The following is a 25955-nucleotide window of genomic DNA, read 5'->3' as shown; positions in this document are numbered from 1 at the left end:
CGTTCGCCGCGCGGTACCGCGCGTGGTTCACCCCGTCGCCATGCGCGCTTCACTCCGATGGGGTTTGATGTGCCGTTATGTCCAAGAAAGTTCTCACCGCGGCGACCATCGCCCTGGGCGCCGCCCTCTCGCTGACCGGAGTAGCCCACGCGGAGCCGAACGGCGACCCGCACAAGTTCTACGACTTCACCACGGAGTTCGTGGCGGCCACCGATCCGGCGGCGGTCAACGCCAAGGCCGCCGGCAAGCTCCTGATCGCCAGCCCGTACGGCACCTCGCACACCATCGCCTGCCGCGGCACCAACACCGCCGACCTCTACGACTGCATGCAGGAAGACGATCTGGGCTGGATCACCCTGCAGAAGACCGAGACCCCGCTCGGCACCACCTGGATCTACTTCCCCTGACATCCGCCGACGGGACGGCCGAGAGCACCGCAGTGCTCTCGGCCGTTCGTGTTCCGCGCCGCGCGGGCGGTCATGCCTCCAGTTTGTAGCCGAGGCCGCGCACGGTGACCAGGTGTTCCGGCTTGGCCGGGTCCGCCTCGATCTTCGAGCGCAGTCGCTTGACGTGCACATCCAAAGTCTTGGTGTCGCCGACGTAGTCGGCGCCCCACACGCGGTCGATCAGCTGACCGCGGGTGAGCACCCGCCCGGAATTGCGCAGCAGGTATTCGAGCAGATCGAACTCCTTGAGCGGCAACGTGACCGGCTTGCCGTTCACCATCACGGTGTGCCGGTCCACGTCCATCCGGACCGGACCGGCTTCCAGCACGCCGCTCTCGTTGGTGCCGTCCAATTCGTCGCCCGCGCCGCGGCGCAGCACGGCGCGGATGCGCGCGATGAGTTCGCGAGCGGAATACGGCTTGGTGACGTAGTCGTCGGCGCCCAGCTCCAGGCCGACCACCTTGTCGATCTCGCTGTCGCGCGCGGTGACCATGATCACCGGGACGCCGCTGCGGGTACGCAACTGCTTGCACACGTCGGTGCCGCTCATGCCGGGCAGCATGAGATCGAGCAGGACGATGTCCGCACCGGACCGGTCGAACTCGGCGAGCGCGGACGGCCCGTCACCGACCACGGTGACCTCGAAACCCTCCTTGCGCAGCAGGAACGCGAGCGGATCGGCCAGCGACTCCTCATCCTCGACGATCAGAACACTCGTCATCTGCGTGCCTCCACACCATTCGGTCGGCCCGGTCCGGTAGGACGCGGGCTTGTTTCTATCGTGCTCACCACGGCGCCGTCGTGGTCGTCGTCGGCGCCTGCTTCGTGGTGGGCGGGTATGCGCAAGGTGAACGTCGATCCGGTGCCCAACTTGCTCCACAGGGTGATTTCCCCGTTGTGGTTGGCGGCCACGTGTTTGACGATAGCCAGGCCCAGTCCGGTGCCGCCCGTCTGACGCGAACGCGCCTTGTCGGACCGGAAGAATCGCTCGAACACCCGCTCCTGGTCCTCCTTGGCGATGCCGATGCCGCGGTCGGTGACCGCCATCGCCACGTGATCGCCGCGCAGCGAGCGGCTCACCGACACGTGCGAACCGGCCGGTGAGTACGCGATCGCGTTCTCGACCAGGTTGGACAGGGCGGTGACCAGCAGGGTTTCGTCGCCGAGCACCTCGAGCCCGCTCGGGCGGTCGGTGCTGACCGTGATCCCGGCGGCTTCGGCGGCGGTGCGGGAACGATCGACCGCCTGCGTGACCACGGTGTCCACGTCCACCACCTCGAGTTCGGGCAGTTTCTCCGCGCCCTGCAGGCGGGAGAGGGCGATCAGCTCGGTCACCATCTTGCCGAGGCGGCGCGATTCGCCGAGCACGCGCTGACCGAAGTGTCGCACGGCGTCGGGGTCCTCGGCGGATTCCAGGAGAGCCTCGGCAAGCAGGCTCATCGCGCCGACCGGCGTCTTGAGCTCGTGGCTGACGTTTGCGACGAAATCGCGGCGGGTGGCCTCCATGCGGGCCTGTTCGGAATCGTCGTCGGCGAACAGCACGGTGAAGGTGGTCTCCTCGCGCGACAGTTGCCTGGCGACGCCGCGTACCGCGATGCGGCCCCGGCCGGGGACCGGATTCTTCGCGGTGAGGTCGAACTCGGCGGATTCGCCGGTGGCCAGCACCTTCTCCACCGCGGCCCAGGCGCGCTCGTCGAGCAGGCGATTGCGGACCAGGCCGAGTTCCTCCGCACGCGGGTTGACCAGCACGACGTCGCGGTATTCGTCGACTACCGCGATACCGCTCTCGGAGGCGAGCACGATCAGGTCGAGGACCTGGGACATGGTGAGACCGGAGTCGGCCTGCCTGCGCGCGGCCTGCCTGGCATTCACATACGGGATCAATAGCCCGCCGACTGCCAGGCCGACGACAGCCGCCAAGATGGCCAGCAGCACGGCCTGGGGAACACTCACACTTGAATCGTACGGTCGCCGACCAGTAGGCCACCGCCGGGTACGTGAAGTTTCGCGCAGGTCACAGGCCCTTCCGACCCCGTTAGCCGCATGTTTACGCACTGTTCGGCATGGGGTACCGGCAACGTATTCACCGGGCGGTCAGTCTGCTTCGTCCTCGGCCCCGGCGAGCGCCTCGTTCACGGCGCGACCGTGCTTGTCCACCCAGTCGCCGAGGGCGTAGATCGGGATCAGCAGGTCCGCGCCCGCGGCGGTCAGCTCGTATTCGACTCGCGGCGGCGCCTCGGCGTAGCGGTGACGGCGCACCAGCGTCATCCGCTCCATCCGGCGCAGCGTCTGCGTCAGCATCTTCTGGCTGATCCCGCCGATGGCCGCGCGCAACTCGCCGGGCCGCATGGGCCCCTCGCGCAGCATGTACACGATCACCGGCAACCAGGAGTTGCCGAAGATGTCCACACCCATCCGCGCGGGGCAATCGGATTCGAAGGCGCCGTACGGCGCGAACTCCACCCGCTCGGCGGTGACCGGTTCGATCGGTGCCGTGCTCACCGCTCCAGCTTGCCAGCGCCGTCGCGCACCCCGGAGTGCCCATCGGGATTCCTAGCGTTGTGAGCGAACACTGTCGAGTCAGGAGTTGGAATGCGAATCGGAATCATCGGCGCGGGCGCGATGGCGCGGGCGCTCGGCGGCGGCTGGAGCGCGGCCGGTCACGAGGTGCTCGTCGGCGCCCGGTCCGCCACCGCCGCAGGAGAACTGGCCGCCACGATCGGCGCGCGGGCCGGAACGATCAGGGAGGCGGCCGGATTCGGCGATGTCGTCGTGCTCGCGTTGCCGGTCCAGGCGTTGCCGGAGGTGCTGCGCGCCGTCGGGACCCTGCTGGCCGGTCGCACGATCGTCGACTGTACGAACGCCTTCGCGCCGGATGCCGCGGCACCCGAGGGAACCACCGCGTTCGTGCTCGCCGAAGACGCTGTCGCGGAGGGGATCGCGGCGCAGGCGCCCGGCGCGCACGTAGTGAAGGCGTTCAACCTCTGTGCCGCCGAGGTATGGGAGGCGAAGGAGCGGATCTTCGACGGCCGCCGCCTCGCGATGCCGCTGTGCGGCGACGACGAGGCGGCGGTGCGAGCGGTCGCGGCGCTGGCCGAAGACCTCGGGCTGCAACCGATCCCGGCGGGTGGGCTGCACCGGGCCCGCTATCTGGAGGCTATGTCGGTGTTCACCGTCGGTCTGTGGTTCGGCGGACATGATGCTCGCGCCATGTTCCCGCCCGTGGACGCCGCGTTCGCCGTCACCGACTGACCGGCGGGGCGTCAAGCCGGATCGACAGAGCCGAGCTCGGCGAGCTTGCGCTCCAGCACCACCCGCTCGCGCTGGTTGCCGCACAGGCCGATGGCGCGCTCCAGTTCGGCGCGCGCCTCCTTCGTGCGTCCCAACCGGACGAGCAGTTCCCCGCGAACGCTCGGCAGCAGATGCCAATGTGACAGCGCCGCGGCGGCGGCGAGCTCGTCCACGATCGGCAGCGCCGCGGCGGGCCCGCGCGCCATCGAGACGGCCACCGCCCGGTTGAGGTCCACCACCGGCGAGGGCGCGAGCCTGCCGAGCGCCTCGTAGATGAGCACGATCCGCTCCCAGTTCGTCGCCTCGACCGACGGGGCTATGGCATGGCATTCGGCGATCGCCGCCTGCAACCCGTAGGCGCCCAGTCCCCGGCCGACCTGCTCGGCGCGGGCCAAGGCGGCTCGGCCCCGACGGATCGCGGCGCGGTCCCATTGGCGGCGGTCCTGGTGCTCGAGGAGCACCGGCTCGCCGTCCGGGCCGGTTCGGGCGGGGAACCGCGCCGCGGTCAATTCGAGCAGCGCCAGCAGGCCGTGCGTCTCGGGGGCCTCCGGCACCAGCCGGGTCAGCACCCGAGCCAGGCGCAACGCCCCGCTGGCGAGGTCGAGCCGGATCAGGTCCGCGCCGGAGCTGGCCGATGACCCCTCGGTGAAGATCAGGTAGACCACACTGAGCACCGAGCCGAGGCGCTCGGTGCGCTGCTCGGCCGGTGGCACCTCGAAAGGCACCCGGGCCGCCGCGAGGGTCTTCTTCGCCCTGGTGATCCGGGCCTGCACGGTGGCGGCCGGAACGAGGAAAGCCTTGGCGATCTCGTCGCTGGTCAGACCGCCGACCACACGCAGGGTGAGCGCGACCCGCGCCTCCCGTGACAGCACGGGATGGCAGGAGATGAACATCAGCGCGAGCAGGTCGTCATCGATCCGGTCCGGATCCCACAGCACATCCTCGGCGTCCCGGGCCGGATCGATCGGCGCTCCTCCCGAGACGGCGCCGCCCTCGCCCAGATCCCGGGCGAGGGCGGTGTACCGCTCGTCGAGGGCGGAGCGCCGCCGGAACGCGTCGATCGCGCGGCGGCGGCCGACGGTGAGCAACCACCCGGCGGGATTGCGCGGCACGCCGTCGCGCGGCCAGGTCACGAGCGCCTCGGCCAGCGCTTCCTGCGCCAGATCCTCGGCCAGCGCGAAGTCGCCGGTATACCGCGCGAGCGCACCGACGATCCGGGCCGACTCGATCCGCCAGACCGCGGCGACGGCCTCACGGCCGGTGTGGTCGCCCATCGCCGCTCGATCCGCTCAGAGCTGACCGGTGGCCTCGCGCCACGCCCGCTCCTTCTGAATCCACACGTTGTCCTGCGGGAACTCGTCGATCGTCGGAACCCGGCGGATCTCGGTCTTGAAGCCGGGACCGGTCATCGGCATCCGCTTGGCCCATTCGATCGCCTCCTCCTTCGAGGCCACGTTGAGAATGTAGAACCCGCCGAACAGCTCCTTGGTCTCGCCGTACGGGCCGTCGGTGACGACGGGTGTCTCGGAGGAGTAGTCGACGACCACGCCCTCGGCGGCGTCCTCCAACCCCTCCGCCGCGAGCAGCACGCCCGCCCGGATCAGCTCGTCGTTGAACTTGCCCATGGTGTCGAGCAGCTGGTCGAAGTCGGTGTTCACCATCCCCGCGTAGGCCTCGTCGGTGGCGCGCATGATCAGCATGTACTTCATGGTTGTCTCCCTGGCTGTCGAGTCCCTCTCCGGACCCTCTCACCCATAGGTCGAACGAGGGCCTTCGGAGATCGACAGACGCGCCGAAATTTTTTCGATCCGGTTCGCCGGACCTTCGATCGGAGCGTGTGCCCTCGCCCATACCCCGCAGCGTCGATCATGATGCGCGAAGGGCACACGCCCGGATCTACCAGCCCGGATTTCCTCTGACCGGGATGTTGACGAAGCTCGGACGGCCGGGATCCAGCTCCAGATGCTGTGGCCGCAGGCCGGTGTCGATCAGCATCGGCAGGATGGGCAGGCCCTTGGGGAAGTTGCCCGCGTACACGTCGACGCGCAGGCGGTGGCCCGGCTGCAAGAGCGCCTCGGTGGCGGGCAGCGCGATGTCCAGTGTGGTCGCCTCGCCGGGGACCGTCGGCTGCCGCTGCTCCAGCGAGGTGAACGGCCGCGGATCGGTGTAGTCGCCGTTGGCCGACTTGCTGCTGTTCGCGTCGTCGATCGCCCGCAGCGAAGCCATGAGCTGCCCCGACGACAGCACGCTGGACTGCCCGTCCGGCGCGACGTCGTTCACGGTGACCACCCAGTAGCCGTCGGCGGCGTCCTGCACGGTGTTGAGCCGCACCGCGATCCGCCCGGAGATCGAGGTCGGTTCGGCGACCGGTGCACCGGTGAAGGTCAGGCCGTTCAGCTCCTCGACCCTGGAGTCCTTGGCGCAACCGTCGATCACCGACAGCACACCGGCGGTGCCCTGCGCGGCGTCGTTGGAGCACAGGCTGGTCAGGCCGGGCGCGACGGTCAGGCGGGCGGGCTCGCCGCTGCCCTCGGGGCTGAGCGAACCGTCGTAGACGCTGTTGGCGGTGCCGCTGGGCGCTGCGGACAGATACATCCTGCGGTGCACCGCCTGTCGCGCCTCCGCCGCAGGAGCCGGCGCGGCGAACGAGTCGGTGGTGATCCAGCCGCCACCCTGCTGGCGCAGAGTGATCGGGCCGTACTGGTCGATGCCGTTGTCGACGTCCTTGAGCCACTTGTCGAACCAGGCGCGCTGCAACACGTCCAGCCGCGGCGGCAGACCCGGTCGGCCGTACTCGTTGCCCGAATTGAGGTGGTAGGTGTTGCCCATCAGCAATTGCTTCCGGCCCGGCGGCAGCGGAATCTCGTTGTAGATCTTGGATTCCGAGTAGGCGAACAGGTCGTGCCAACCGCCGGTGACGAAGGTCGGCGTCCGGATCCCGCTCGGATCACCGAGCCAGTCCTGACGCGGCCGGGAACCGTCGGTCAGCAGTTCCTTGGCGCGCGGGTCGAGATCCTCCAAGCGCGCGGTGGTGTAGACGTTCAGCAGGACGTCCATGAACGTCAACGGATCTCGGGCGCGGTCGGCCAGCCACGTGGTGTCCAGTTGCCCGTTGAGCACCGAAGCCAGATCGGGAATCAGCTTGAGGCCGTTGATCGCGGTCAGCCACAGCGGGATGAAGTTGAAACCGAAGCCGCCGCCGGGCGCGAGCACGTCGTTGACCAGGTCGCTGCCCGGCACCACCGGGAAGATCGCCCGCAAGGCGGGTGGGCGCTGCTCGGCGGCCTGCACCTGGTTGATCCCGGAGTAGGAGATGCCGTTCATGCCGATCCGGCCGTTGGACCACGGCTGCCGGGACGCCCAGTCGATCACCTCGACCGTGTCCTGCTGCTCGCGGTCGCGCAGCATGTCCCAGACGCCCTGGGAGAAACCGGTGCCGCGCACGTCGACGACCACCTGCGAGTAACCGCTCTTGATCAGCTGCCGGTCGACGGTGAAGTTGCGCAGTTCGCCGCCGCCGAACGCCTTGGTCAGATCGGTGACGCCGGACAGCGGGGTGCCGCTCATATCGATCTGGCGGAAGAACTCCATCAGCGCGTCGGAAAGGCCGGGAATCGACTGCGCGTGATCGGCCAGGTTCGACACCAGCTTGGTGTAGGGCGTGAGGTTGACGATCGTCGGCGTGGGCGTGTCGATGGGCCGGCCGGACGCGTCCGCGGGGCGGTAGACGTTGCCCTTCAGGACGGTCCCGTCACTCATCGTGATGGGGACGTCCCATTGGATGTTGATGCCCGGGTACTGCTGGGGGCCGTCTTGCGTGGCCGCCCACTCCGCTCCGGCGGCGCCGCCGTCCGGGCCGGTGGGCGGCGCGACGGCATCCGCGCCGCCTGCGAGGAAGGGGGCGAGCATCGTGACGGCAACTGCCGCCACCGTGGCCCGCAACGCGTACTTCATCGGACGTGATCCACCTCTCGGCTGGTCGAACGACCAGAGTGTACCGACCTACTTGCCGGTAAAAACAGTGGGTAACTTAATCGGCCGATGCTGTAGCACCGTTCGATGGCCCCTCTACCGGCGTGTCGCCCGCAACCCCCTGAGCCCGCGCCCGAAACGACAACGCGCTGCCACCCGAAGGGGTGACAGCGCGTTGCGCAGTTCGCGATGTGCCGGCTATTTGCCGCCCTGACCGGCGACGGCGGCGGCGCCCGCGGCGGCCGCCTCGGGGTCCAGGTACTCGTGCGGGCGCACCGGGCGGAGGTCCTCGTCCAGCTCGTACCGCAGCGGGATCCCGGTGGGGATGTTCAGACCCGCGATGTCCTCGTCGGAGATCTGGTCGAGGTGCTTGACCAGGGCGCGCAGCGAGTTGCCGTGCGCGGCGACCAGCACGGTCTTGCCGGACAGCAGGTCCTTGGAGATGGTCGACTCCCAGTACGGAACCATCCGGTTGACCACGTCGAGCAGGCATTCGGTCTTCGGGACATCGATGCCCGCGTAGCGCGGATCGCCTTCCTGGCTGTACTCGTTGGCCGGGTCGATCGGCGGCGGCGGGGTGTCGTAGCTGCGGCGCCACAGCATGAACTGCTCGTCGCCGTACTTCTCCCGGACCTGCGCCTTGTTCTTGCCTTGCAGCTCACCGTAGTGGCGCTCGTTGAGCCGCCAGTCCCGGATCACCGGGATCCAGTGCCGATCGGCGGCGTCCAGCGCGATGTTCGCCGTGGAGATCGCCCGGCGCAGCAGGGAGGTGTAGACGACGTCCGGCAGGATGCCGTGCTCGGCCAGCAGCTCCCCGGCGCGCTTGCCCTCGGCGATGCCCTTGTCGGTCAGGTGCACGTCCACCCAGCCGGTGAACAGGTTCAGGGCGTTCCATTCGCTTTCGCCGTGGCGCAGCAGCACGAGGGTGTACGTCATGCGGCCATCCTCCCATGCGCGTCCGGCCGGGTCGCATCGGTTCCCGCCCCGCCGCCACCGCCTACGCGGCAAAGCGCGATGTCAGACCGGTTCATCGGTGGCGAGCACGCCCGCTCCGACCAGCGTCGCGCCCTCGGTGATCGCGGAGGGTTCCACCCGCAGGCCGTGCAGGAAATTCAGCCCGGCGTGCGCGTCCACCGCGGCGCGCAGCGGATCCCACAGCGGCGCACCGGATTGCGCGAACCCGCCGCCGATCACCACCCGGTCGACGTCCAGCAGGGCGGCGGCCGAGGCGATCGCCGTGCCGAGCGCGGTGCCCGCCCGGTGCAGGGCGGCGACCGCGATCTCGTCACCCGCGTGCGCGTCCGCGGCCAGTCGCGCACCCGTGCCGCCGGACCAGCCCTGCTCGCGCGCCCAGCGCACCGACGACATGCCGCTCGCGATCGCCTCGACGCAACCGCGGCCGCCGCAACCGCAGGGTGTGTCCCAGCCGGGCACGACGATGTGCCCCACGTGGCCCGCGTTACCGGTGCGCCCCAGCAGCACCTTTCCGCCGGCGACGATCCCACCGCCGATCCCCGACGACACCGTCATGGCCAGCGCGTCGGGCACGCCGCGCAGCGCGCCGAGGCGGTGTTCGGCCAGCGCGAGGCAGGCGCCGTCGATGGCGAAACGAATCGTGGCGGCCGGGAACAGCTCTCGCACGGCGGCGACCACCGGGAAGCCCGCTTTCCACTCGGGAATGTTCAACGGACCGGTGACGCCGGCCCGCACGTCCACCGGACCGGCCGCACCGATCCCTACGGCGCCGACCGGTTCCGCCCCCGCCACCGCGAGCAGCAGTTCCCGACAGGCCTCCCAGACACCCGCGTCCGGCACGTCCACCCGGCGTACTTCGAGCACCTCGGGACCGGGGCCAACCACTCCGGCCGCGAACTTGGTCGCGCCGATGTCCAGAGCGAGAATCGCCAACGCCGTGTCCCTTCGCCGAGCCGAGCCACCTGCGATTGTCACCCGGTCGGTGCCACGACGGGCCGGATCCGGCGACCGGTCAGGGCTTGTCGGCGGAGTCGACCAAGTGCTCGAAAGCGCGCAGGTTCTGCAACGATTCACCGCGCGAGACGCGCCACTTCCATTCCCGCCGAATCGATTCGGCGAAGCCGAGTTCCAGCAGCACGTTGAAGTCGGCGTCGACGGCCTCGAGAATCTGCCCGAATACCCGGTCCAGTTCGTCAGGGGTGACGGCATGCGCGGACAGGCGGCCGACCAGATAGATGTCGCCGACCCGGTCGAGGGTGTAGGCGACGGCGTAAAGCCTGCGATTGCGGCGCAGCAGGAACTTGTAGACGCCTTCGAAGTTCTCGTCCGGCTTGCGGCAGACGAACGCTTCGACCCGGACACCGTGCTTGCCCACCGTGAGCATCACCGTGGTCTTGAGTTTGCGCTCACCGGGCAGGACGACGACGAAGGTCTCCTCGCCCGGCCGGGTGTACTCGATCTCCCTGTCGCGCAGCGTCTCGTCGATGAGCTGCGCGGTCGCCTGCACCTCGTTCACCGGCGTACTCCCATCCGGCGCCGCCACAGCGCCCGTGATCTGGCCTGGCTGGTCTCACCGAGCAGGGCCGCCGTCCGCTCCCCGGCCGGGCCGGTGCGGTCGGCGGTGTCCGAATCGTACGCATCCTCCCGCACGACGCTGTGCGCCAAGCCGCGGCCGCCCAACGCCGTCCGCTCCTCCCGGAAACCGGCCAGGGCCGCGGCGTAGCTGGCCAGCAACCCGTCGGCGGTGTGCGCCCAGGAGAAGTTGGCCGCGTGCGTGACGGCCTGCTCGCTCATCCGGCGCAGGCGGTCGGGGTCGTCCAGCAGCAGGCCCAGCGCGTTCGCCCAGTCCGCGGTGCGGTGCCCGGGGACCAGCAGACCGGAGACATCGTGCCGCACGGCCGTACCGAGACCACCGACGTCGGCGGCCAGCACCGGCGTGCCGCTGGCCTGCGCCTCGATGGCGACCAAGCCGAAGGACTCGTTGTAGCTCGGCACCGCGACCAGGTCGGCGGCGCGGTAGACCTGCACCAGCCGCTGCGGTGGCTGCGGGGGCAGGAAGCTGACCCGTGCGGCGATGCCCAGTTCGGCGGCCAGATCGATCAGCGCGTGCGGCCGCTCCAACCCGCTGCCGGACGGACCGCCCACGATCAGCACGCGCAGCTTGCGCTCCGGGTCGGCGCGCAACACCTCGGCCGCGGCGCGCACCAGCACATCGGGCGCCTTCAACGGTTGGATCCGGCCGACGAACGCGACGATCCGCTCGTCGGCGGCCAGCCCCAGTTCGGCGCGGGCGGCCGCCTTGTCACCGGGGTGGTAGCGGCTCAGGTCGGCGCCGGGCGGTACCACGTCGATGCGCTCCGGGTCGGCGCCGTAGAGCTCGACCAGCTGGCGTGCCTCCTCCGCGGTGTTGGCGACCAGCCGATCGGATTCGGCGATCACCTGTTTTTCGCCGATCTCGCGGGTCACCGGTTCGGGACAGTCGCCTTCGGCCAGCGCGGAATTCTTCACCGCCGCCAGGGTGTGCGCGGTGTGCACCAGCGGCACCCGCCACCGGTCCCTGGCCAGCCAGCCGACCTGGCCGGACAGCCAGTAGTGCGAATGCACCAGGTCGTAGTAACCGGGCAGATGCCGGGCCTCTTGCCGCAGCACCTCCGCGGTGAAGGGGCACAGCTGGGTGGGCAGATCGTGCTTGTCCAGCCCCTCGAACGGGCCTGCCACCACGTTGCGCACCAGCACGCCGGGCGCGGCCTCCTGGACGGGCGGGACGTTCGACGACGTGGCCCGGGTGAAGATCTCCACCTCGGTGCCGCGGCGGGCCAGCTCGACGGCCGTCTGCAGGACATAGACGTTCATGCCGCCCGCGTCGCCGGTGCCCGGCTGCGCAAGTGGTGAGGTGTGCACCGATAACACGGCGATACGGTTCGGCCGTAGGCCCGGGCGCTGGCTCACACTATCCATAGTGCACGTTGCCTTCCCCGGCCCAGACACGCTATCCGCGGCAAGTGAGAGCTATCACAGGGCGGACGTGAATCCGATCACAGACTGTCGACGAACGCACTCACCTCGGCGACGAAGCGGGAGCGGTCCTCGATGAACAGCCCGTGCTGGGCCCCTTCCCAGAACGACGCGCGCGCGTCCGGGACGGCCTCGGCGATGTAGCGGCCGTTCTCGATCGGGACGACCTGGTCGGCCGTGCCGTGCAGGACGAGCACGGGAACGTCCAGCGTGCGCAGTGTCTCGGTGTTGTCGACGGTCCGGTAGAACAGCGCTTTGCGCACCGCGGGCGGGGTGGCGAGGCCGGCACCGAACAGGCGCTGCGCGTCGGGCCCCTTGTCCGCGCCGGGTCCGGTGTTGGCGTTGCCGAACACACCGAAGGCACGCACGGCCCGCCCCGCGCTCTCCTCGAAGACGCCCGGTATGGCCTCGCCCATCATGCGGCCGGTCGCCGCGCCCGGCACACCGGGACCGATGTTCGCCATCGAGCCGGTGTAGACGACGCCCGCGACGGCGTCCGTACCGTAGGCGGTCAAGTAGTCCGACAGCACGATCCCCCCGTAAGACCAGCCGAGCAGCACCGCGCCGGACGCGATGCCCTCGGCCGCCAGTACCGCCGCGAGGTCGGCCGCCCAGTTCTTCGGATCGTCGTAGCCCGTCGCGGGCGCGTCGGAGTAGCCGTGGCCGCGCAGGTCGACGGCGATCACCCGGAACCGCGCGGCGAGGTCGTCGGCGGCCGCACCCCAGCAGCGCAGATCCGCCGACCAGCCGTGCACCAGCAGCAAGGGACGACCGTGCGCCGGACCACTCACCCGATAGACGATGTTCGTTCCGTCCGCGCTCACCACGTCCCGAATAGCCATGCCACCGAGGCTAACCGTCGTTCCGGTGACCGCGGGTGATCGGGCAAACCTCCCGCACCTAGGATCTAACGGCATGAGCACTCGCAGCGCCGTCGTCACCGGAGCCAGCTCGGGCATCGGCGAGGCCACCGCCCGGGAGCTGGCGAAGCAGGGCTATCACGTCTACGTCGGTGCGCGCCGGGTCGATCGGCTGCGCCGCCTCGCCGAGGAGATCGGCGGCACCGCAGTGGAACTCGACGTCACCTCCGACGAGTCCGTGCGCGCGTTCGGCGACGCGGTCGAACGCGTCGACGTGCTGGTCAACAACGCGGGCGGCGCCAAGGGCCTGGCGCCGGTGGCCGAGGCCGACCTGGACGACTGGCGCTGGATGTGGGAGACCAACGTGCTCGGCACGCTGCGTGTCACCAAAACCCTGCTGCCGAAACTGATCGCCTCCGGCGACGGATTGATCGTCACCATCACCTCGGTGGCCGCGTTCACCGCCTACGACAACGGTTCCGGTTACACCTCCGCCAAACACGCGCAGGCCGTGCTGCACCGCACCCTGCGCGGTGAGCTGCTCGGGCAGCCGGTACGCCTGACGGAGATCGCTCCCGGCGCGGTGGAGACCGAGTTCTCGCTGGTGCGATTCGATGGCGACGCCGAGCGGGCGGCAAAGGTGTACGAGGGTATCGACCCGCTGGTCGCCCAGGACATCGCGGAGGTCATCGGGTTCGTCGCGTCGCGGCCCGCGCACGTCAACCTGGACCAGATCATCATCAAGCCGCGTGACCAGGCCGACGCGGGGCGGTTCGCCCGCCGCACCTGAACATTTCATAGCAGAATCGCATTACTCGTTCGGCGACCTGAGCCGGGTCGCGGATTGCTCGGTCTTCGCTGTGCGTTCCGAGCCGTTAGCATCCGAGGAGCCGTCAGTTCAAGGACATCGGATGGGAGTGGTTCGGCTCATGCTCAAGGGCTTCAAAGAGTTCCTGATGCGCGGGAACGTCATCGACCTCGCGGTCGCCGTCGTGATGGGCACCGCGTTCACCTCCGTGGTGACCTCGGTGACGAAGGGCGTCGTCAATCCGCTGCTCGCGGTGTTCGGCAGCACCAACGCGCTCGGCCTCGGCGTTCAGCTGATCCCCTCCAAGCCCGCCACCTTCATCGCCATCGGCCCGATCATCACGGCCGCCATCGATTTCGTCATGGTCGCCGCGGTGCTGTACTTCGTGCTGATCCTGCCCATGAAGACGATCAAGAACCGCTTCGGCACTCCCAAGGCCGCCGAACCGACCCAGATCGAGCTGTTGACCGAGATCCGCGACCTGCTGGCCGAGCGGCACGAAGCGGTCCGCGCGCAACAATCCGCCGACCGCAGAATCGAAGCGGAACACTCGGCCGACAGCGAGTTCGAAGATCAGAACGTGAAGGCGCGCTAGAACCGGTCAGCGCGCTCCCGCGGGCTGCGGGGGCAGGGGCGTGGCGGAGACCACGGGCGACGGCGCGCCTTGCAACGCCGACATGGTCTTCCAGGTGCTCCAGTCGATGGTCCAGTCGTAGAGGTCGCCGTCGGCGGCCGAGAGCGGGATCGAGGTTCCGGTCACCTCCACCGGATCGCCGTACAAAGCCGTGGGGAAATAGGCCTGGGCGTCGGCGGGCGACAGGTTGATGCACCCGTTGGTGACGTTCGCCGAGCCTTGCGCCGACAGCGATTCCGGGTTGGCGTGGATGAATTCGCCGTTGTTGGAGATGCGTACCGCCCAGCGTTCGCGAACGTTGGTGTAGTACGGCGGGTTCGACATCATGAAGTCTTCGTATTTCTCGGTGACCACGTGAACGCCGGAGCGGGTCACGTTGCGCGGTTCGTTGCCCTCGCCGTAACTGGCCGCGAGATCGAACACGGTCCGCCCGTCACGCACCACCTGGATGCGGTGGCTGGGAGCGCTCGCCTTGACGATCTGGCTGCGGCCGACGCGGAAATCCGTGGTCAGATCGGAATCGCCGTAGTTGCCCGCGCCCAGGTCCAATCCGTAGAGCCGAGCCGAGACGTGCACGCTCGTCCCCGGGGTCCAGTAGTTCTTCGGACGCCAGTGCAGGCGGGAGCCGCCGTCGTCCGGGAACCAGGCCCACGCGCCCTCGGTGGGCGGGTCGGTGGTGATCGTGAGCGCCTTCTCCACCGCGGCCTTGTTCACGACCGAGGACTTGAACTGCAAGATGATCGGCGCCGCGATGCCGACCTCCTGGTTGTCACCGATGTTCAGGGTCGCGGGGACGGTGTTCTTGGGCGCGAGGGTGCGGAACGAGCCATCGATCGGGATCGGCTTGCCATCGGTGCCGACGGCGGTGCCCGACCAGGTGTAGGTGGCGTCGTAGCCGAGCGGCTCGGTGATGGTGTAGCCGCGCCGATCCGGAGCGAACTCACCGCGCACCTGCTTGCCAGCGGCGTTGGTCAGCGCGACCTGATCGATGGTGCCGTCGCTGATCGTCACCGAGACCGGGGCGGTCGGGTTGACATCGGTGTCGTCGTCTGCGGGGGTCAACTTCACTTTGGCGATCGGGCCGGAGTCGCGACTCGACGGGCCGGAGTCACGGTCTATCGTGCAACCGGCCACCAGGGCGACGACCACCAGCAGGACGGCCGACGCCACGGCAACCGATCGGCGGATCATCGGACGGTGGTTCACTTCGTCGAATCTACGCGCGGCGCGCGGCCGGTCTCGTTTCCGCGGCGTGTGGTGTCGGCCTCAGCGCGTCAGAGCGTGACGCCCACGGTGACCGGCTCCGGCTCCAGCCGGATCCCGAAGCGCTCGGCGACGCCGTCGCGGACCGTCCGGGCCAGCGCCACCAGATCGGCGGCACCGGCGGCGCCGCGATTGGTCAGCGCCAGTGTGTGTTTCGTCGACAGCCGAGCGGGCGCTCCGGCGCCGGGGAAGCCCTTGGCGAAACCCGCGCGCTCGATCAGCCAGCCCGCCGAGAACTTGACCCCGTCCGGCGCCGGATAGGTCGGCACCGCGACATCGCCCAGGTGCGCGGCGATCGCGGCGCGCACCTGCGCCACCCGCTCCGGCGCGACGACCGGGTTGGTGAAAAACGAGCCCGCACTCCAGGTGTCGTGGTCGGTGGGATCGAGCACCATGCCTTTGCCCGCGCGCAACCGCAGCACCGCGTCCCGGACCTGTGCCGCGGGCCGGGACTCCCCGTCCCCGGCGCCCAGCACCGAGGCCAGTTCGCCGTAACGCAGCGGCACGCTGGAACCGTCCGGGCGCAGCGCGAACTCGACCGCGAGCACGACGGCGTCGTCACGGTGTTTGAGCACGCTGGTGCGATAACCGAATCCGAGTTCGCCGGGCTCCACCCAGCGGATCTCCCCGCTCGCGCGGTCCAGCAGGCGCACCCGGCGCAGCAGGCCCGCCACTTCCGCGCCGTAGGCGCCCACGTTCTGCACGGGCGTCGCGCCCGCCGAACCGGGAATGCCGGACAGGCACTCCAGTCCCCCGAGACCGGCGTCGACCGTCGCACGCACCACGGCGTCCCAGTTCGCGCCCGCCTCGGCGATCACACCGCCGTCGCCGATCTCGACGCCGGTGGTGGCGACCAGGACCACTACGCCGTCGAAGCCGTCGTCGCTGATGAGCAGATTGGAGCCACCCGCGAGCAGCAGGACCGGGACGCCCGCCTCGTCCAGTGCGCGCACCGTCGCGACCAGGGCCTCGGTCGTCGCGCATTCGGCGACCAGGGCGGGGCCGCCGACCCGCAGTGTGGTCAGCTCCGCCAGCCGCACGTCGGCGCGCAGCCGCGCACCGGTACCGGCGAGGAGGTCCGACGGCACAACTCGTGAAGTTCGCACGGTGCTAAACGGTAGCGTGCGTGCTGACGGCTACACGCTGGTGTATTCCTCTGGCGGCGGATCGGATGGCACCACTCGGACGGCACGAGCGCCACCCGATAGCGGCGCGCCGATGGCCGCAGGGGCGTCGTTCGGCCCGCGAGCGGATCGGACAACACCACTCGTGTGGCTCCGGCGCTGCACGGTAGCGTGTGCACCCATGGCTACACCGCTGGCGTACACGGCCCGCTACTCTCATCCGCCCGCCGCGGTGCGCGCGGCGTTCGCGAACGATCAGTACTGGAAGGATCGCATCGCGGCGGTCGGCGGCCCCAATGCCCGGTTGGATTCGGTCGCCGTCAGCGGTGATCAGGTGCGCGTCGAGATGGTGCAGGCCATCGCCGCCGAACAGCTGCCCGCCGCGGTCACCGCGGTGCGCCCCGGCGATCTGATCATCCCGCGCGTCGAAGACTGGACCGGCGATCGGGCCGACTTCGAAGCCCGCGTCGAGGGCGCGCCCGCCGAGGTGCGCGGCACCGTCACGCTGGCCGCCGACGGCTCCGGCACCGTCGCCACGGTCGATGGCACCATCGAGGTGAAGATCCCGCTGTTCGGCAGCAAGATCGAGAAGGCGATCGCGGAGCATCTCACCGAGCTGCTGAAGAACGAGGCGGAATTCACCGGCCGCTGGCTCGCGGAGCACTGATCCACGCGGGGAATGCGGACTTTGTTCGACGTCACACCTGCGGTCCCCGCGTTCGTGGCAGGTCCGCACTCCCCCCGCCCGCCGAGGTCGGCGGTGCCGCACCCAGTAACGTGTGAGCCCATGGCACGCCGATTGGACTACTCCGCCCGCTATCCGCTGCACACCACAAAAGAGCTGTACGCGGCGCTGTCGAACCGCGATTACTGGGACGCGCGGATGCAGGAGATGAGGAAGTACTCGCCCGGCAACGAGGTGGTCCGGCTGGAGGCGGGCGACGGCGGGATCGACGTCGAACTGCACCACATCCTGCCCCGCGAGATGCTGCCGGAGATCGCCCAGACGGTCATCCGCAAGGACATGGTGATCACCCGCAAGGAGACCTACAGCCCGTTCGCCCCGGACGAGGTCACCGGCAAGTACTCGGCGGCCATTCCGGCGGGCCCCGGCAGCCTCGGCGGCACCATCCGCCTTTTCCCCACCGACACCGGTTGCACCATGCGCTTCTCCTCGGAGGCGAAGGTGTTCATCCCGATGGTCGGGCCGCGCCTGGAGCAGCTGATGCTGGTGAACCTGGTCGACCTATTCCGCGGCGAGGCCGAGTTCACGGTCAAGTGGCTGGAAGAACAGCACCCCACTCGCTGACCCGACCGGTCGGCAACATCACCCGTGGCACCACCGCCGTCAACCGCCTCCGTCGCAGCGACCGCCGGCTGATCAACGACGACCTCGTCGCCGACCGGCTGGCCTGCGCACCCGATCCGCTGGTGGTCGACCTCGGGTACGGCGCGAGCCCGTGGACCACCTTCGAGCTGGCGGCGCGCCTGCGCACGATCCGCGCCGACGTGCGCGTGGTGGGGCTCGAGATCGACCCGCAGCGCGTGGTGCCCGGCCGCGACGGCGTCACCTTCGCACGCGGCGGCTTCGAATTGGCGGGGCTGCGACCGGTCCTCGTTCGCGCCTTCAATGTGCTGCGGCAGTATCCGGAATCGGCGGTCCCGGACGCGTGGTCGACCGTCCTGGCGGGGCTGGCGCCGGACGGACTGCTGGTCGACGGCACCTGCGACGAATTGGGCAGGCGCTGCGCGTGGATCCTGCTCGACCGCGACGGGCCGCGCTCGCTCACGCTGGCCTGGGATCCGTTCACCGTCGAGCGGCCCTCCGACCTCGCCGAACGCCTGCCCAAGGCGCTGATCCACCGCAATGTCCCCGGGGAACCCATCCACGCGCTGCTCGCGGCAGCCGATCGTGCGTGGGCTCACGCCGCGCCGATGGCGCCGTTCGGTCCTCGTGTCCGCTGGCGTGTGGCTGCCCAGGCCTTGCGCGCGGAAGGTTTCCCGATCCGCCCCTACCGCCGTCGCCTGCGCGACAATGTGCTCTCGGTGCCGTGGTCGGCCGTCGCGCCGCTCGATCCGAGCTAGCCGGAGTTTCGTCACGCTACGGCTAGCGCCTGGTACACCCGTCTCGCCGCGCGGGGCGAGAGGCGCGCTCCCGCGTCGGTGATCTCCCGGCCCGCGCAGCGGTCGATGGCGACCGCGTCGGCGACCACCTCGTTCAACGCCGCCTGCCCGATATCGCCCTCGGCCAGGTCCAGCACCGTGCGCACCGGCGTCGTCACCAGGAACGGGCCCGCCGATTCCACATCGGCGCCGGCCAGCGACCGGCGCACGACCGCCAGCCGCGGCGTCACCGGTGGACGTCCCGCGCGCACGGACAGGTGCAGGAACCGCGGACCGAGGCTGCCGAGCCCGTGCAGCTCCGCCGCACTCTGATGGGAGACCACCGCGGCGCCGTCGAACCAGGCAGCCCACATCGCGTATTCGTCGAGCGGACCTTCCGGCCACCCGGCCAACCGCAGCATGCCGATTCCTGCCCTGGTCACCGAACCGTCGCCCAGGCCTGCCCGCACTCGCGCCCCGCACCCCGTGCGCAGTACCTGCCGAGTCGTGAAGAAACCGGCGTGCCGACCGGCCCAGCGGCGCAGAACACGCCATCCTTGTTCCGCGGATCCGATCGCGCGGCTTGCCACATCGCCAGCCATGGGCATCAGGCTACGCTCGGTTTTTGTGCTGCATGTCACATTCGAACCCCTCACTGCCTCCTCAGAGACGGCACAGAAAGGTCGGGAAGAATTTTCGCCATGAGTACGAACACAACCTCCACCAAGACGATCAACCGGCGAGCCCTGCTGATCGCCCTGACCGTGGTAGCTGTTCTGCTCGCCACGATCCTGGTCGGCGGCGAGGCCTATGCCAGGCACACGGTGTCGAAGTGCATCAGTTCGCAGTTCGAGAAGGAGATGGGATCGAAGATCGACGTCGGCTTCGGCCCCAAGCCGATGCTGATCACCTGGATCGACGGCAAGGTGCCCTCGGTGCGGGTGAACAGCGACGACACCAAGTTCGGTCCCGCCGTCGGGATGGTGGTGCACGCCGTCTTCCGGGACGTCGACCTCGCCGACCACGGTGGCGGCGAGATCGGCAGTTCCTCGGCCGATGTCACGTGGAGCAACGAGGGGATCAAGGAGACCCTCGGCAGCATGGTCAGTGACGTCAGCTCCTCGGCGAGTACCGGCCTGCTCACCCTGTCGGTGCTCGGCGGCCTCGCCCAGCTCCAGCTGAAGCCCCAGATCGTGAACGGGACGGTGCAGGTGGAGACGATGTCGGCGGAGCTGCTCGGCATGGGCCTGCCCGCCGACCTGGTGCAGAGCATCGTCGACCTGTTCACCCAGAGCTTGCAGAGCTACCCGCTCGGCATGGCGGCGACCGAACTACAGGTCACCGACTCCGGCGTCGCGGTCCACCTGTCGGGTGGACGCACCCAGCTCGAGCCCGCGGGCGACAGCTCCGACATGCGCTGCTGAACGCGCCCCGCCACAACGCCTTCGGGCGTTGCGTAAACAGACGGGGGAAGACCGGATATCCACGAACGCTTTTCGGCTGCCGATCAGGGCGCGAAGCCGTTGAGCACCTCGCGGGATCTCGACAGCCCGAGCCGGGTCGCGCCCGCCGCGATCAGCTCCGCGGCCGCCTCGGCGGTCCGGATCCCGCCGCTGGCCTTGACGCCGAGCCGCCCGCCGACCGTTTCGGCCATCAACCGCACGGCGTGGACGCTCGCGCCGCCGGCGGGATGAAACCCCGTGGAGGTCTTCACGAAATCGGCTCCCGCGCGCTCGGCGACCCGGCACACCTGCACGATCGCTTCGTCCGGCAGGGCGGCGGATTCGATGATCACTTTCAACAGGGCCCGATCGCCCACCGCTTCGCGCACCGTGACGATGTCGGCGAGCACCGCCGTGTAATCCCCCGCGCGGGCCGCGCCGACATCGATGACCATGTCGACCTCGGCCGCGCCCTGGTCCACCGCGAGCCGCGCCTCGGCGCCCTTCACCAGCGAATGATGCTTCCCCGAAGGGAATCCGGCGACCGTCGCGACCACCAGTCCGGGCGCGCGCACCGGCAACATGGACGGCGACACACAGATCGCGAGCACGCCCAATGCCCGCGCGTCCTCGATCAACACGTCGACCTCGGCGGGCGCCGCCTCCGGGGCGAGCAGCGTGTGATCGATCATGGCGGCCACTTCGGCCCTGGTCAGCGACGCGGAACTTGCCATGGGGTGAGAGTCTGGCACACCGGAGGCGAATTCCGTTGCGCGCCTGGCGCCACTTCCCGCACACTCGTAGCTGATGGCGCATCGGAGAACGTTTCGCCACGGTCGACTGACTAACGTGTGCGGATGGGCCCTACTTCGTTCGGGAGGAGACGACCGTGCTGATCCGTCGCGAACGCGCCGACGATGCCGCTGCGATCGCTGCGGTGCACCGCAGCGCATTCGCACCGCGCTATGCCGGTGCCGGCGATACCGATGGCGCCGCCGTGCCCGGTGGCAGCGCCGATCCGCCCGAGGTGAACCTGATCACGCGGTTGCGCAGCGACGAGGGCTGGATCCCGACGCTCTCCCTGGTGGCGATCGAGCACGACAGCGTGGTGGGCCACCTGTGCCTGACCAGAGCCGCCGTCGGCCCGTTCCCCGTGCTGGCGCTCGGCCCGATCGGTGTGCTCGCCGATCATCAAGGCTCCGGGGTCGGTTCGGCCCTCATGCACGCGGCGCTCGGCGCCGCCGACGCCCTCGACGAACCCCTGATCGGCCTGCTCGGCAGCCTGGAGTTCTACCCGCGCTTCGGTTTCGTCCCCGCCGCCCGTCTCGGCATCACCCCGGACGACCCGGCCTGGATCAGCCACTTCCAGGTCCGCTCCTTGTCGGCCTACGACTCCCGGATCGCCGGCGAATTCCACTACGCGGAGCCGTTTTACAACCTCTGACCACGACACGAATAGTCGAGCGAAGACGACTCGCCGCCGCCGGGTGGAGTTCGGCCCGCCCGAGCCGAGCGCCTAGCGGGCACTAACACCATGGGTCTATGACAGGTACTCCGGCAGCCCGGAAGGGCGCGGTATCGCGTGTGGCCACGGCCATGTTCGCGGCGCCCGCCGTCGCGGCGATATAGCCGTCGGCGGTTCCGATCGCGGCCCCGGCGGCGCGGGCGGCGGCCATGAGTTCGGCGTACGCGGTGGAGGCGGCCAGGTCGAAAGCGAGAACTCGCCCCGCGAACAGAGGCAATACCCGAGTCTCGAGCCTGTCGCGGAGAACTTCTCGTCGCCTGCCCTCTGGCATCGCGGCAATGCCGAACCGCAGTTCGGCCACGGTAGTCGCCGACAGGTACAAGGTGCGCAAGGGCTGAGCATCGATCCAGGCGACTACACGAGGGTCCGGCGCCTTGCGAAGCGGTTCGGAGAGGACAGTGGTGTCCAGAAGGATCACTCGAACTCCAGGGGTACAACCGGGCGGCGGTCACGCGCGGTCAGCGCGTCGATTTCGTCGTCGGTGAGTTCGATCTCGCGACCGATCTCCGCCAGCAATGTACCGAGTTCGACTTGGGCGGCCGGGGTAACTGCTTCGATGAGGATCGCGCGGACCTCGGCCTCGGTGCTGCGGCCGTGCTGTGCCGCGCGGACACGCAGCGCCTCGCGTACGTCGTCGGGTAGATCCCGGACGGTCAGTCTCGCCATGTCCACTCACCTACTCCATGTGTCAGCAATAGCGCCATTGCCTTCATTGACTTCATTGACTTCAAGCATAGGGCCGACCACCTGCAACGGGAAGACTGGGCGAAGGCGCGGCGAATCCCGCCTGGCGCACCTGCGAGGATGAACGCATGAGTTCCGCTCCACCCGTCCTGGACGACCGCCGCTACGTGCTGACGCTCGGCTGCCCGGATCGTCCGGGCATCATCGCCGGGATCACGTCGTTCATCGCCGAGTTCGGCGGCTCGATCGTGGAGGCGGGCTACCACTCCGACGTGGAGACGGGCTGGTTCTTCACTCGCCAGGCGATCAAGGCGGCGACGGTGCCGTTCGGGATCGAGGAACTGCGCGACCGGTTCGCCGGGGTGGCGGCCGACCTGGGTCCGCACACCGAATGGCAATTGCTGGACTCCCGCGCCCGCCGCCGCGCGGTGCTGCTGGTCAGCAAGGACGGCCACTGCCTGCACGATCTGCTCGGGCGCGCCGCCAGCGGTGAACTGCCCGCCACCATCGAGGCGGTGATCGGCAACCACCCGGATCTCGCGGCGATGACCGAGGCGCACGGGGTGAAGTTCCATCACGTGCCGTTCCCGAAGGACCCGGCCGAGCGCGGTCCGGCGTTCGAGGAGGTCCGCGCCCTGGTGGACGCGCACAACCCGCACGCGGTGGTGCTGGCGAGGTTCATGCAGGTGCTGCCCGCCGAGCTGTGCGAGCACTGGGCGGGCAAGGCCATCAACATCCATCACAGCTTCTTGCCGTCGTTCGTCGGCGCTCGCCCCTACCACCAGGCGTTCGCCCGCGGCGTGAAGCTGATCGGCGCCACCTGTCACTACGTGACCGCGGAACTGGACGCGGGCCCGATCATCGAGCAGGACGTCATTCGCATCGATCACGCGGACGAAGTGCGCGACATGGTCCGCCAGGGCCGCGACATCGAGCGGGTGGTCCTGGCGCGCGGGCTGCGCTGGCATCTGGAGGGACGTGTGCTGGTGCACGGCCGCCGGACGGTCGTCTTCTCCTGACGGGGCGAACGCCGCCCCGGCGCGTCAGCCCGCGAGGTCGGCGCGGGCGCGCTTGCCCACCTCGGCGAGCAGGCGCCCGAGTTCCTCGTTGAACCGCTCGTAGGCCTCGACATTGCCGAGATGGCCGGTCGGCAGCATCTGGTAACGCACGAGGCTGCCGGTCTCCCGCAGCAGCTCGACGATCCGCTCGGAGTGGACCGGCGGCGTCATGTCGTCGAATTGTCCGGAGAGCACCGTCGTGGGGACCACGAGATTGCGCGCCGACTCCCCCACATCCATCGTGGCGAGCAGGAAACCGAACCTGGAACGCACCCGGGCCGGGCAGGACCGCACGATGGCCATGCTGAAGTCGAGCAGCTCGCCCTTGGCCGCGGTGCTGAGGATCTGGCGCGCGAACAGCCAGCGCACCGGCGCGATGGGCGGGAAGACCATCGGGGCACCGAGCCCCAGCCTGCCGAACAGGAACGGCAGCGGCACCTTCAATTGCAGCATCCGCCACGGCCGGTTCAGCAGCGGCACCACCGTGGTCTCCAGGATCAGCCGATCGGCCGCGGTATTGGTCAGCAGCACCGCCTGCGCCTGGCGCGCGACCCGCTCGGGGTAGCGTCCCGCCCAGGCCTGCAACGTCATGCCGCCGAGACTGTGCCCCACCAGCACGGCACGCCGTCCGGGCGCGAGCGCCGCGTCGAGCACCGCGGCCAAGTCGTCGGCCAGCAGGTCCATGCTCAACTCGCTCGACCCGTATTCACTCTCGCCGTGGCCGCGCTGGTCGTAGGCGATCACTCGGTACTCGCCCGCGAACGCGTTGATCTGCGGATTCCAGTATTCGAGGCAGCAGGTCCACCCGTGCACGAGCACGATGACCGGCTTGTCCGACGAACCGTAGGCATGGACGCGCAGCCGGGCTCCGTCCCCGGCGCGGACCGGGATCACCTCGTGGGGCACGGCCGGCGGGTTGAACGCCGCGATCCGGTAGGTACGGGAACGCAAGTCGGCGCTGTGCGCGTCGCGCAAGCTCCGGAGCAGCCCCGGGAAGCTCGTCAACGCGGTCGGCAGCATGGCACGCATCGGACACTCCTTTGTGTTACTGATAGATACAGTAACCCCGATTCGCACCGCTTGCTAGTGCAAGCACCCTTACCCGTCGGCGATCTCCGCTCTCACCAGCGTGGACCCCGCTGCACCTCGTCGACCTTGGGCCGGACGTCGGCCAAGTAGATGCCGGTGGCGATGATCGCCGCGAAGGAAAGCAGGCCCAGACCCGCGGGCGAGAGGAGGAGCACGAGCACGGCCGCCCCGAGAATCGCCAGCCAGATCGGCTTGGTCAGCTTGTCTACCGCGGTAAACGCGTCCGGACGCTGACGAACGGCGTGGATCAGCGCGAAAATCGTCGCACCGAGCGCCGCCAGCCACAACACCAGCAGGATCATCCCGGTCAATCCGTGCACCATATTCACCCCACCCATCATAGAAGCAACGCCCCCGCGCACCAGGGGTGCGCGGGGGCGTCGGACAGCTTCGGCTGCGGGTGGTCAGGCCTTCTTGGGAGCGGCCTTCTTCGCCGGAGCCTTCTTGGCCGCGGCGGCGGGGGTGGTCGCCTTCTTGGCCGGAGCCTTCTTCGGCGCACCGTTCGTCACCGGAGCCGGGGTGGCCTCGGTGGTCACCTCGACGACCTCGGCCTCGACGACCGGCGCGGGCTCGGCCACCGGCGCGTCCTCGGCGTCCTCGACCTTGGCCGGGCGGCCGAGCAGCCCATTGACGCGCCCGAACACGTCCTCGGCGCGGCTCACCGCGTCGCCGTAGATGGTCTCGACCTTGCCGATCCGCTCCTCGACCAAGTGGTTGGCGCGCAGCCGCTCGATGGCCTCCTCACCGCGGACGGCGAGATCGGCGTAGAGGTCCAGCGCCTGCCGGTAGTACTTCTCGGCCAGCGTGCGCAGCTCGTCGGCGGTGAACTTCTCGCGCAGCTCGGCGAGGTCCTCCGGCAGCTCCGACGGCAGTCCGGACAGCCGCTCGCGCAGCGACTCGAACTGCGCTTGGACGTCGGCGGGGACGGTGGCGAAGCGCTCGCGCGCCTCCTCGACCCGGGCCTGCACATCGGTGGTGACCGCGCGTTCGCGCACCTGCGCGACCACGTCGTTGACGGCGGCGTAGAGGGCGTCACCCGCACCGACGGTGGCGAGCAAGGGCTTGGTGACGGTGGCGTTCTTCTCGGTCATGGTGTTTCGTTCTCCTGGCGTGGCGGAGTGTCGGTTGTCGTGCGCGGAACGTCGCTGTCCCATACGTCCCCCCCTGCCTCGTTTCCTCCGTTTTCCCGGCGAAACGATTCATAGATGTCCAGCAGCACCTGCTTCTGCCGCTCACTGATAGACGTGTCGGCGAGCAGGGCATCCCGGACCGGACTGTGCGGCCGCTGCTCGAGATAGCCGGCCCGTACGTACAAGACCTCCGAGGAGACCCGCAGCGCTTTCGCGATCTGCGTGAGCACCTCGGCGGACGGATTACGCAGTCCGCGCTCGATCTGGCTGAGGTACGGATTGCTCACCCCCGCCAGCTGGGCGAGCTGACGCAGCGAGACTTGCGCGGCTTCTCGCTGCGCCCTGATGAAGCCTCCGATGTCGTGCGCCGCGTTGACGACGCGTCCCCCTCGTTCGCCGACGCCGGACGAGTGCTCGTCCGATCTGTCGGTGTACTCGGCGGAAACCTCGGGCTGGTCTGCCATCACTCACCTTCTGGCGGTTGTACGAGTTCGATTCTAGGACAGGGTGCTAGCTATTGCAAGCAGTCTGCTAGC

Annotated in this window: 31 protein-coding genes; 10 read left to right on the top strand and 21 right to left on the bottom strand. The window is 69.3% G+C overall.

From position 1 onward, the window contains the following. Positions 1 to 77: 77 nt before the first annotated feature. Positions 78 to 407: a hypothetical protein gene (locus NG1_RS04355; RefSeq protein WP_040870397.1), complete on the top strand. Its 330-nt coding sequence runs from the start codon at positions 78 to 80 to the stop codon at positions 405 to 407. A 70-nt stretch (positions 408 to 477) separates the two neighbouring features. Here NG1_RS04355 and NG1_RS04350 read toward each other — a convergent pair whose 3' ends face one another. From NG1_RS04350 to NG1_RS04340, 3 genes are all read right to left on the bottom strand, one after another. After that, positions 478 to 1167 (bottom strand): winged helix-turn-helix domain-containing protein, encoded by a 690-nt coding sequence (locus NG1_RS04350; RefSeq protein ID WP_043733312.1) that lies wholly within the window; start codon positions 1165 to 1167, stop codon positions 478 to 480. Next, a complete protein-coding gene (locus NG1_RS04345; RefSeq protein WP_062968188.1) occupies positions 1164 to 2399 on the bottom strand; it encodes a sensor histidine kinase in 1236 nt (411 codons plus the stop codon). The genes NG1_RS04350 and NG1_RS04345 overlap by 4 nt, the downstream gene beginning before the upstream one ends. Positions 2400 to 2540: 141 nt before the next feature. Continuing rightward, positions 2541 to 2948, bottom strand: a complete 408-nt coding sequence (locus NG1_RS04340) for a winged helix-turn-helix transcriptional regulator (protein ID WP_218018933.1) — start codon at positions 2946 to 2948, stop codon at positions 2541 to 2543. 90 nt (positions 2949 to 3038) lie between these two features. Here NG1_RS04340 and NG1_RS04335 point away from each other — a divergent pair, with 90 nt between their 5' ends. Beyond that, positions 3039 to 3698, top strand: coding sequence for an NADPH-dependent F420 reductase (locus NG1_RS04335; protein WP_062968186.1), 660 nt, complete (start codon positions 3039 to 3041; stop codon positions 3696 to 3698). An 11-nt stretch (positions 3699 to 3709) separates the two neighbouring features. Here NG1_RS04335 and NG1_RS04330 read toward each other — a convergent pair whose 3' ends face one another. The 8 genes from NG1_RS04330 to NG1_RS04295 all read right to left on the bottom strand — a co-directional run bounded on the left by NG1_RS04330 (position 3710) and on the right by NG1_RS04295 (position 12541). After that, entirely contained in the window at positions 3710 to 5011 is a 1302-nt protein-coding gene (locus NG1_RS04330) for an RNA polymerase sigma factor (protein ID WP_062968183.1), read from the bottom strand. Positions 5012 to 5026: 15 nt separating this feature from the next. Then, positions 5027 to 5446: a YciI family protein gene (locus NG1_RS04325; RefSeq protein WP_040870403.1), complete on the bottom strand. Its 420-nt coding sequence runs from the start codon at positions 5444 to 5446 to the stop codon at positions 5027 to 5029. Positions 5447 to 5633: 187 nt separating this feature from the next. Next, a complete protein-coding gene (locus NG1_RS04320) occupies positions 5634 to 7691 on the bottom strand; it encodes a CocE/NonD family hydrolase (RefSeq protein WP_062968181.1) in 2058 nt (685 codons plus the stop codon). A gap of 216 nt (positions 7692 to 7907) precedes the next feature. Continuing rightward, on the bottom strand, positions 7908 to 8645 hold the full coding sequence (locus NG1_RS04315; protein WP_040870406.1) for a phosphoglyceromutase: 738 nt from the start codon (positions 8643 to 8645) through the stop codon (positions 7908 to 7910). Between the two features lie 81 nt (positions 8646 to 8726). Then, positions 8727 to 9617 carry an ROK family protein gene (locus tag NG1_RS04310; RefSeq protein ID WP_062968180.1) on the bottom strand — a complete coding sequence of 297 codons (891 nt, stop codon included), beginning with the start codon at positions 9615 to 9617 and terminating at the stop codon, positions 8727 to 8729. Between the two features lie 79 nt (positions 9618 to 9696). Then, positions 9697 to 10191, bottom strand: a complete 495-nt coding sequence (locus NG1_RS04305) for a type III secretion system chaperone family protein (protein ID WP_062968379.1) — start codon at positions 10189 to 10191, stop codon at positions 9697 to 9699. Positions 10192 to 10196: 5 nt separating this feature from the next. Further along, the gene (gene mshA, locus NG1_RS04300; RefSeq protein ID WP_157113853.1) at positions 10197 to 11642 is read right to left on the bottom strand and encodes a D-inositol-3-phosphate glycosyltransferase; all 1446 of its coding nucleotides are present in this window, start codon (positions 11640 to 11642) and stop codon (positions 10197 to 10199) included. Positions 11643 to 11719: 77 nt separating this feature from the next. Next, the gene (locus NG1_RS04295; RefSeq protein WP_062968178.1) at positions 11720 to 12541 is read right to left on the bottom strand and encodes an alpha/beta fold hydrolase; all 822 of its coding nucleotides are present in this window, start codon (positions 12539 to 12541) and stop codon (positions 11720 to 11722) included. Positions 12542 to 12614: 73 nt separating this feature from the next. Here NG1_RS04295 and NG1_RS04290 point away from each other — a divergent pair, with 73 nt between their 5' ends. Both NG1_RS04290 and mscL read left to right on the top strand, forming a co-directional pair. Then, positions 12615 to 13349 (top strand): SDR family NAD(P)-dependent oxidoreductase, encoded by a 735-nt coding sequence (locus NG1_RS04290; RefSeq protein ID WP_062968176.1) that lies wholly within the window; start codon positions 12615 to 12617, stop codon positions 13347 to 13349. 139 nt (positions 13350 to 13488) lie between these two features. Beyond that, the gene (gene mscL / locus NG1_RS04285) at positions 13489 to 13962 is read left to right on the top strand and encodes a large conductance mechanosensitive channel protein MscL (RefSeq protein WP_062968174.1); all 474 of its coding nucleotides are present in this window, start codon (positions 13489 to 13491) and stop codon (positions 13960 to 13962) included. A 6-nt stretch (positions 13963 to 13968) separates the two neighbouring features. Here mscL and NG1_RS04280 read toward each other — a convergent pair whose 3' ends face one another. Together NG1_RS04280 and NG1_RS04275 are read right to left on the bottom strand one after the other, a co-directional pair. Beyond that, positions 13969 to 15192 carry a L,D-transpeptidase gene (locus tag NG1_RS04280; protein ID WP_062968172.1) on the bottom strand — a complete coding sequence of 408 codons (1224 nt, stop codon included), beginning with the start codon at positions 15190 to 15192 and terminating at the stop codon, positions 13969 to 13971. A gap of 83 nt (positions 15193 to 15275) precedes the next feature. Beyond that, positions 15276 to 16370, bottom strand: a complete 1095-nt coding sequence (locus NG1_RS04275; protein ID WP_373686094.1) for a UDP-N-acetylmuramate dehydrogenase — start codon at positions 16368 to 16370, stop codon at positions 15276 to 15278. Between the two features lie 199 nt (positions 16371 to 16569). Here NG1_RS04275 and NG1_RS04270 point away from each other — a divergent pair, with 199 nt between their 5' ends. From NG1_RS04270 to NG1_RS04260, 3 genes are all read left to right on the top strand, one after another. Next, entirely contained in the window at positions 16570 to 17055 is a 486-nt protein-coding gene (locus tag NG1_RS04270) for a DUF2505 domain-containing protein (protein WP_062968168.1), read from the top strand. 120 nt (positions 17056 to 17175) lie between these two features. Further along, positions 17176 to 17697: a DUF2505 domain-containing protein gene (locus NG1_RS04265; protein WP_062968166.1), complete on the top strand. Its 522-nt coding sequence runs from the start codon at positions 17176 to 17178 to the stop codon at positions 17695 to 17697. Beyond that, on the top strand, positions 17667 to 18473 hold the full coding sequence (locus NG1_RS04260) for a hypothetical protein (RefSeq protein WP_062968164.1): 807 nt from the start codon (positions 17667 to 17669) through the stop codon (positions 18471 to 18473). Before NG1_RS04265 ends, NG1_RS04260 begins: the two co-directional genes overlap by 31 nt. A gap of 11 nt (positions 18474 to 18484) precedes the next feature. On the opposite strand, the gene NG1_RS04255 is transcribed toward NG1_RS04260, so the two are convergent. Continuing rightward, positions 18485 to 19093: a hypothetical protein gene (locus NG1_RS04255; protein WP_062968373.1), complete on the bottom strand. Its 609-nt coding sequence runs from the start codon at positions 19091 to 19093 to the stop codon at positions 18485 to 18487. 99 nt (positions 19094 to 19192) lie between these two features. Here NG1_RS04255 and NG1_RS04250 point away from each other — a divergent pair, with 99 nt between their 5' ends. Continuing rightward, a complete protein-coding gene (locus NG1_RS04250; RefSeq protein WP_084498684.1) occupies positions 19193 to 19915 on the top strand; it encodes an LmeA family phospholipid-binding protein in 723 nt (240 codons plus the stop codon). 83 nt (positions 19916 to 19998) lie between these two features. Here NG1_RS04250 and deoC read toward each other — a convergent pair whose 3' ends face one another. Then, positions 19999 to 20667 (bottom strand): deoxyribose-phosphate aldolase, encoded by a 669-nt coding sequence (deoC, locus tag NG1_RS04245; RefSeq protein ID WP_062968162.1) that lies wholly within the window; start codon positions 20665 to 20667, stop codon positions 19999 to 20001. 155 nt (positions 20668 to 20822) lie between these two features. Here deoC and NG1_RS04240 point away from each other — a divergent pair, with 155 nt between their 5' ends. Further along, complete coding sequence (locus NG1_RS04240) at positions 20823 to 21377, top strand: GNAT family N-acetyltransferase (protein ID WP_062968161.1); 555 nt, start codon at positions 20823 to 20825, stop codon at positions 21375 to 21377. Between the two features lie 82 nt (positions 21378 to 21459). Here NG1_RS04240 and NG1_RS04235 read toward each other — a convergent pair whose 3' ends face one another. After that, entirely contained in the window at positions 21460 to 21876 is a 417-nt protein-coding gene (locus NG1_RS04235) for a PIN domain-containing protein (protein WP_062968158.1), read from the bottom strand. Beyond that, on the bottom strand, positions 21873 to 22124 hold the full coding sequence (locus NG1_RS04230) for a FitA-like ribbon-helix-helix domain-containing protein (protein ID WP_062968156.1): 252 nt from the start codon (positions 22122 to 22124) through the stop codon (positions 21873 to 21875). Before NG1_RS04230 ends, NG1_RS04235 begins: the two co-directional genes overlap by 4 nt. Positions 22125 to 22270: 146 nt before the next feature. Here NG1_RS04230 and purU point away from each other — a divergent pair, with 146 nt between their 5' ends. Beyond that, the gene (gene purU / locus NG1_RS04225; protein ID WP_062968154.1) at positions 22271 to 23161 is read left to right on the top strand and encodes a formyltetrahydrofolate deformylase; all 891 of its coding nucleotides are present in this window, start codon (positions 22271 to 22273) and stop codon (positions 23159 to 23161) included. A 24-nt stretch (positions 23162 to 23185) separates the two neighbouring features. Here purU and NG1_RS04220 read toward each other — a convergent pair whose 3' ends face one another. The 4 genes from NG1_RS04220 to NG1_RS04205 all read right to left on the bottom strand — a co-directional run bounded on the left by NG1_RS04220 (position 23186) and on the right by NG1_RS04205 (position 25883). Then, positions 23186 to 24229 carry an alpha/beta fold hydrolase gene (locus NG1_RS04220; RefSeq protein WP_062968152.1) on the bottom strand — a complete coding sequence of 348 codons (1044 nt, stop codon included), beginning with the start codon at positions 24227 to 24229 and terminating at the stop codon, positions 23186 to 23188. Between the two features lie 92 nt (positions 24230 to 24321). Then, the gene (locus NG1_RS04215) at positions 24322 to 24612 is read right to left on the bottom strand and encodes a DUF2516 family protein (protein ID WP_062968150.1); all 291 of its coding nucleotides are present in this window, start codon (positions 24610 to 24612) and stop codon (positions 24322 to 24324) included. 81 nt (positions 24613 to 24693) lie between these two features. Continuing rightward, entirely contained in the window at positions 24694 to 25380 is a 687-nt protein-coding gene (locus tag NG1_RS04210) for a hypothetical protein (protein ID WP_062968148.1), read from the bottom strand. Further along, on the bottom strand, positions 25377 to 25883 hold the full coding sequence (locus NG1_RS04205) for a helix-turn-helix domain-containing protein (RefSeq protein WP_062968146.1): 507 nt from the start codon (positions 25881 to 25883) through the stop codon (positions 25377 to 25379). Before NG1_RS04205 ends, NG1_RS04210 begins: the two co-directional genes overlap by 4 nt. Positions 25884 to 25955 lie beyond the last annotated feature (72 nt).

The sequence above is a fragment of the Nocardia gamkensis NBRC 108242 genome (assembly GCF_001612985.1).
GTDB lineage: Bacteria > Actinomycetota > Actinomycetes > Mycobacteriales > Mycobacteriaceae > Nocardia > Nocardia gamkensis.
This window is presented reverse-complemented; position numbering and strand designations above follow the sequence as displayed.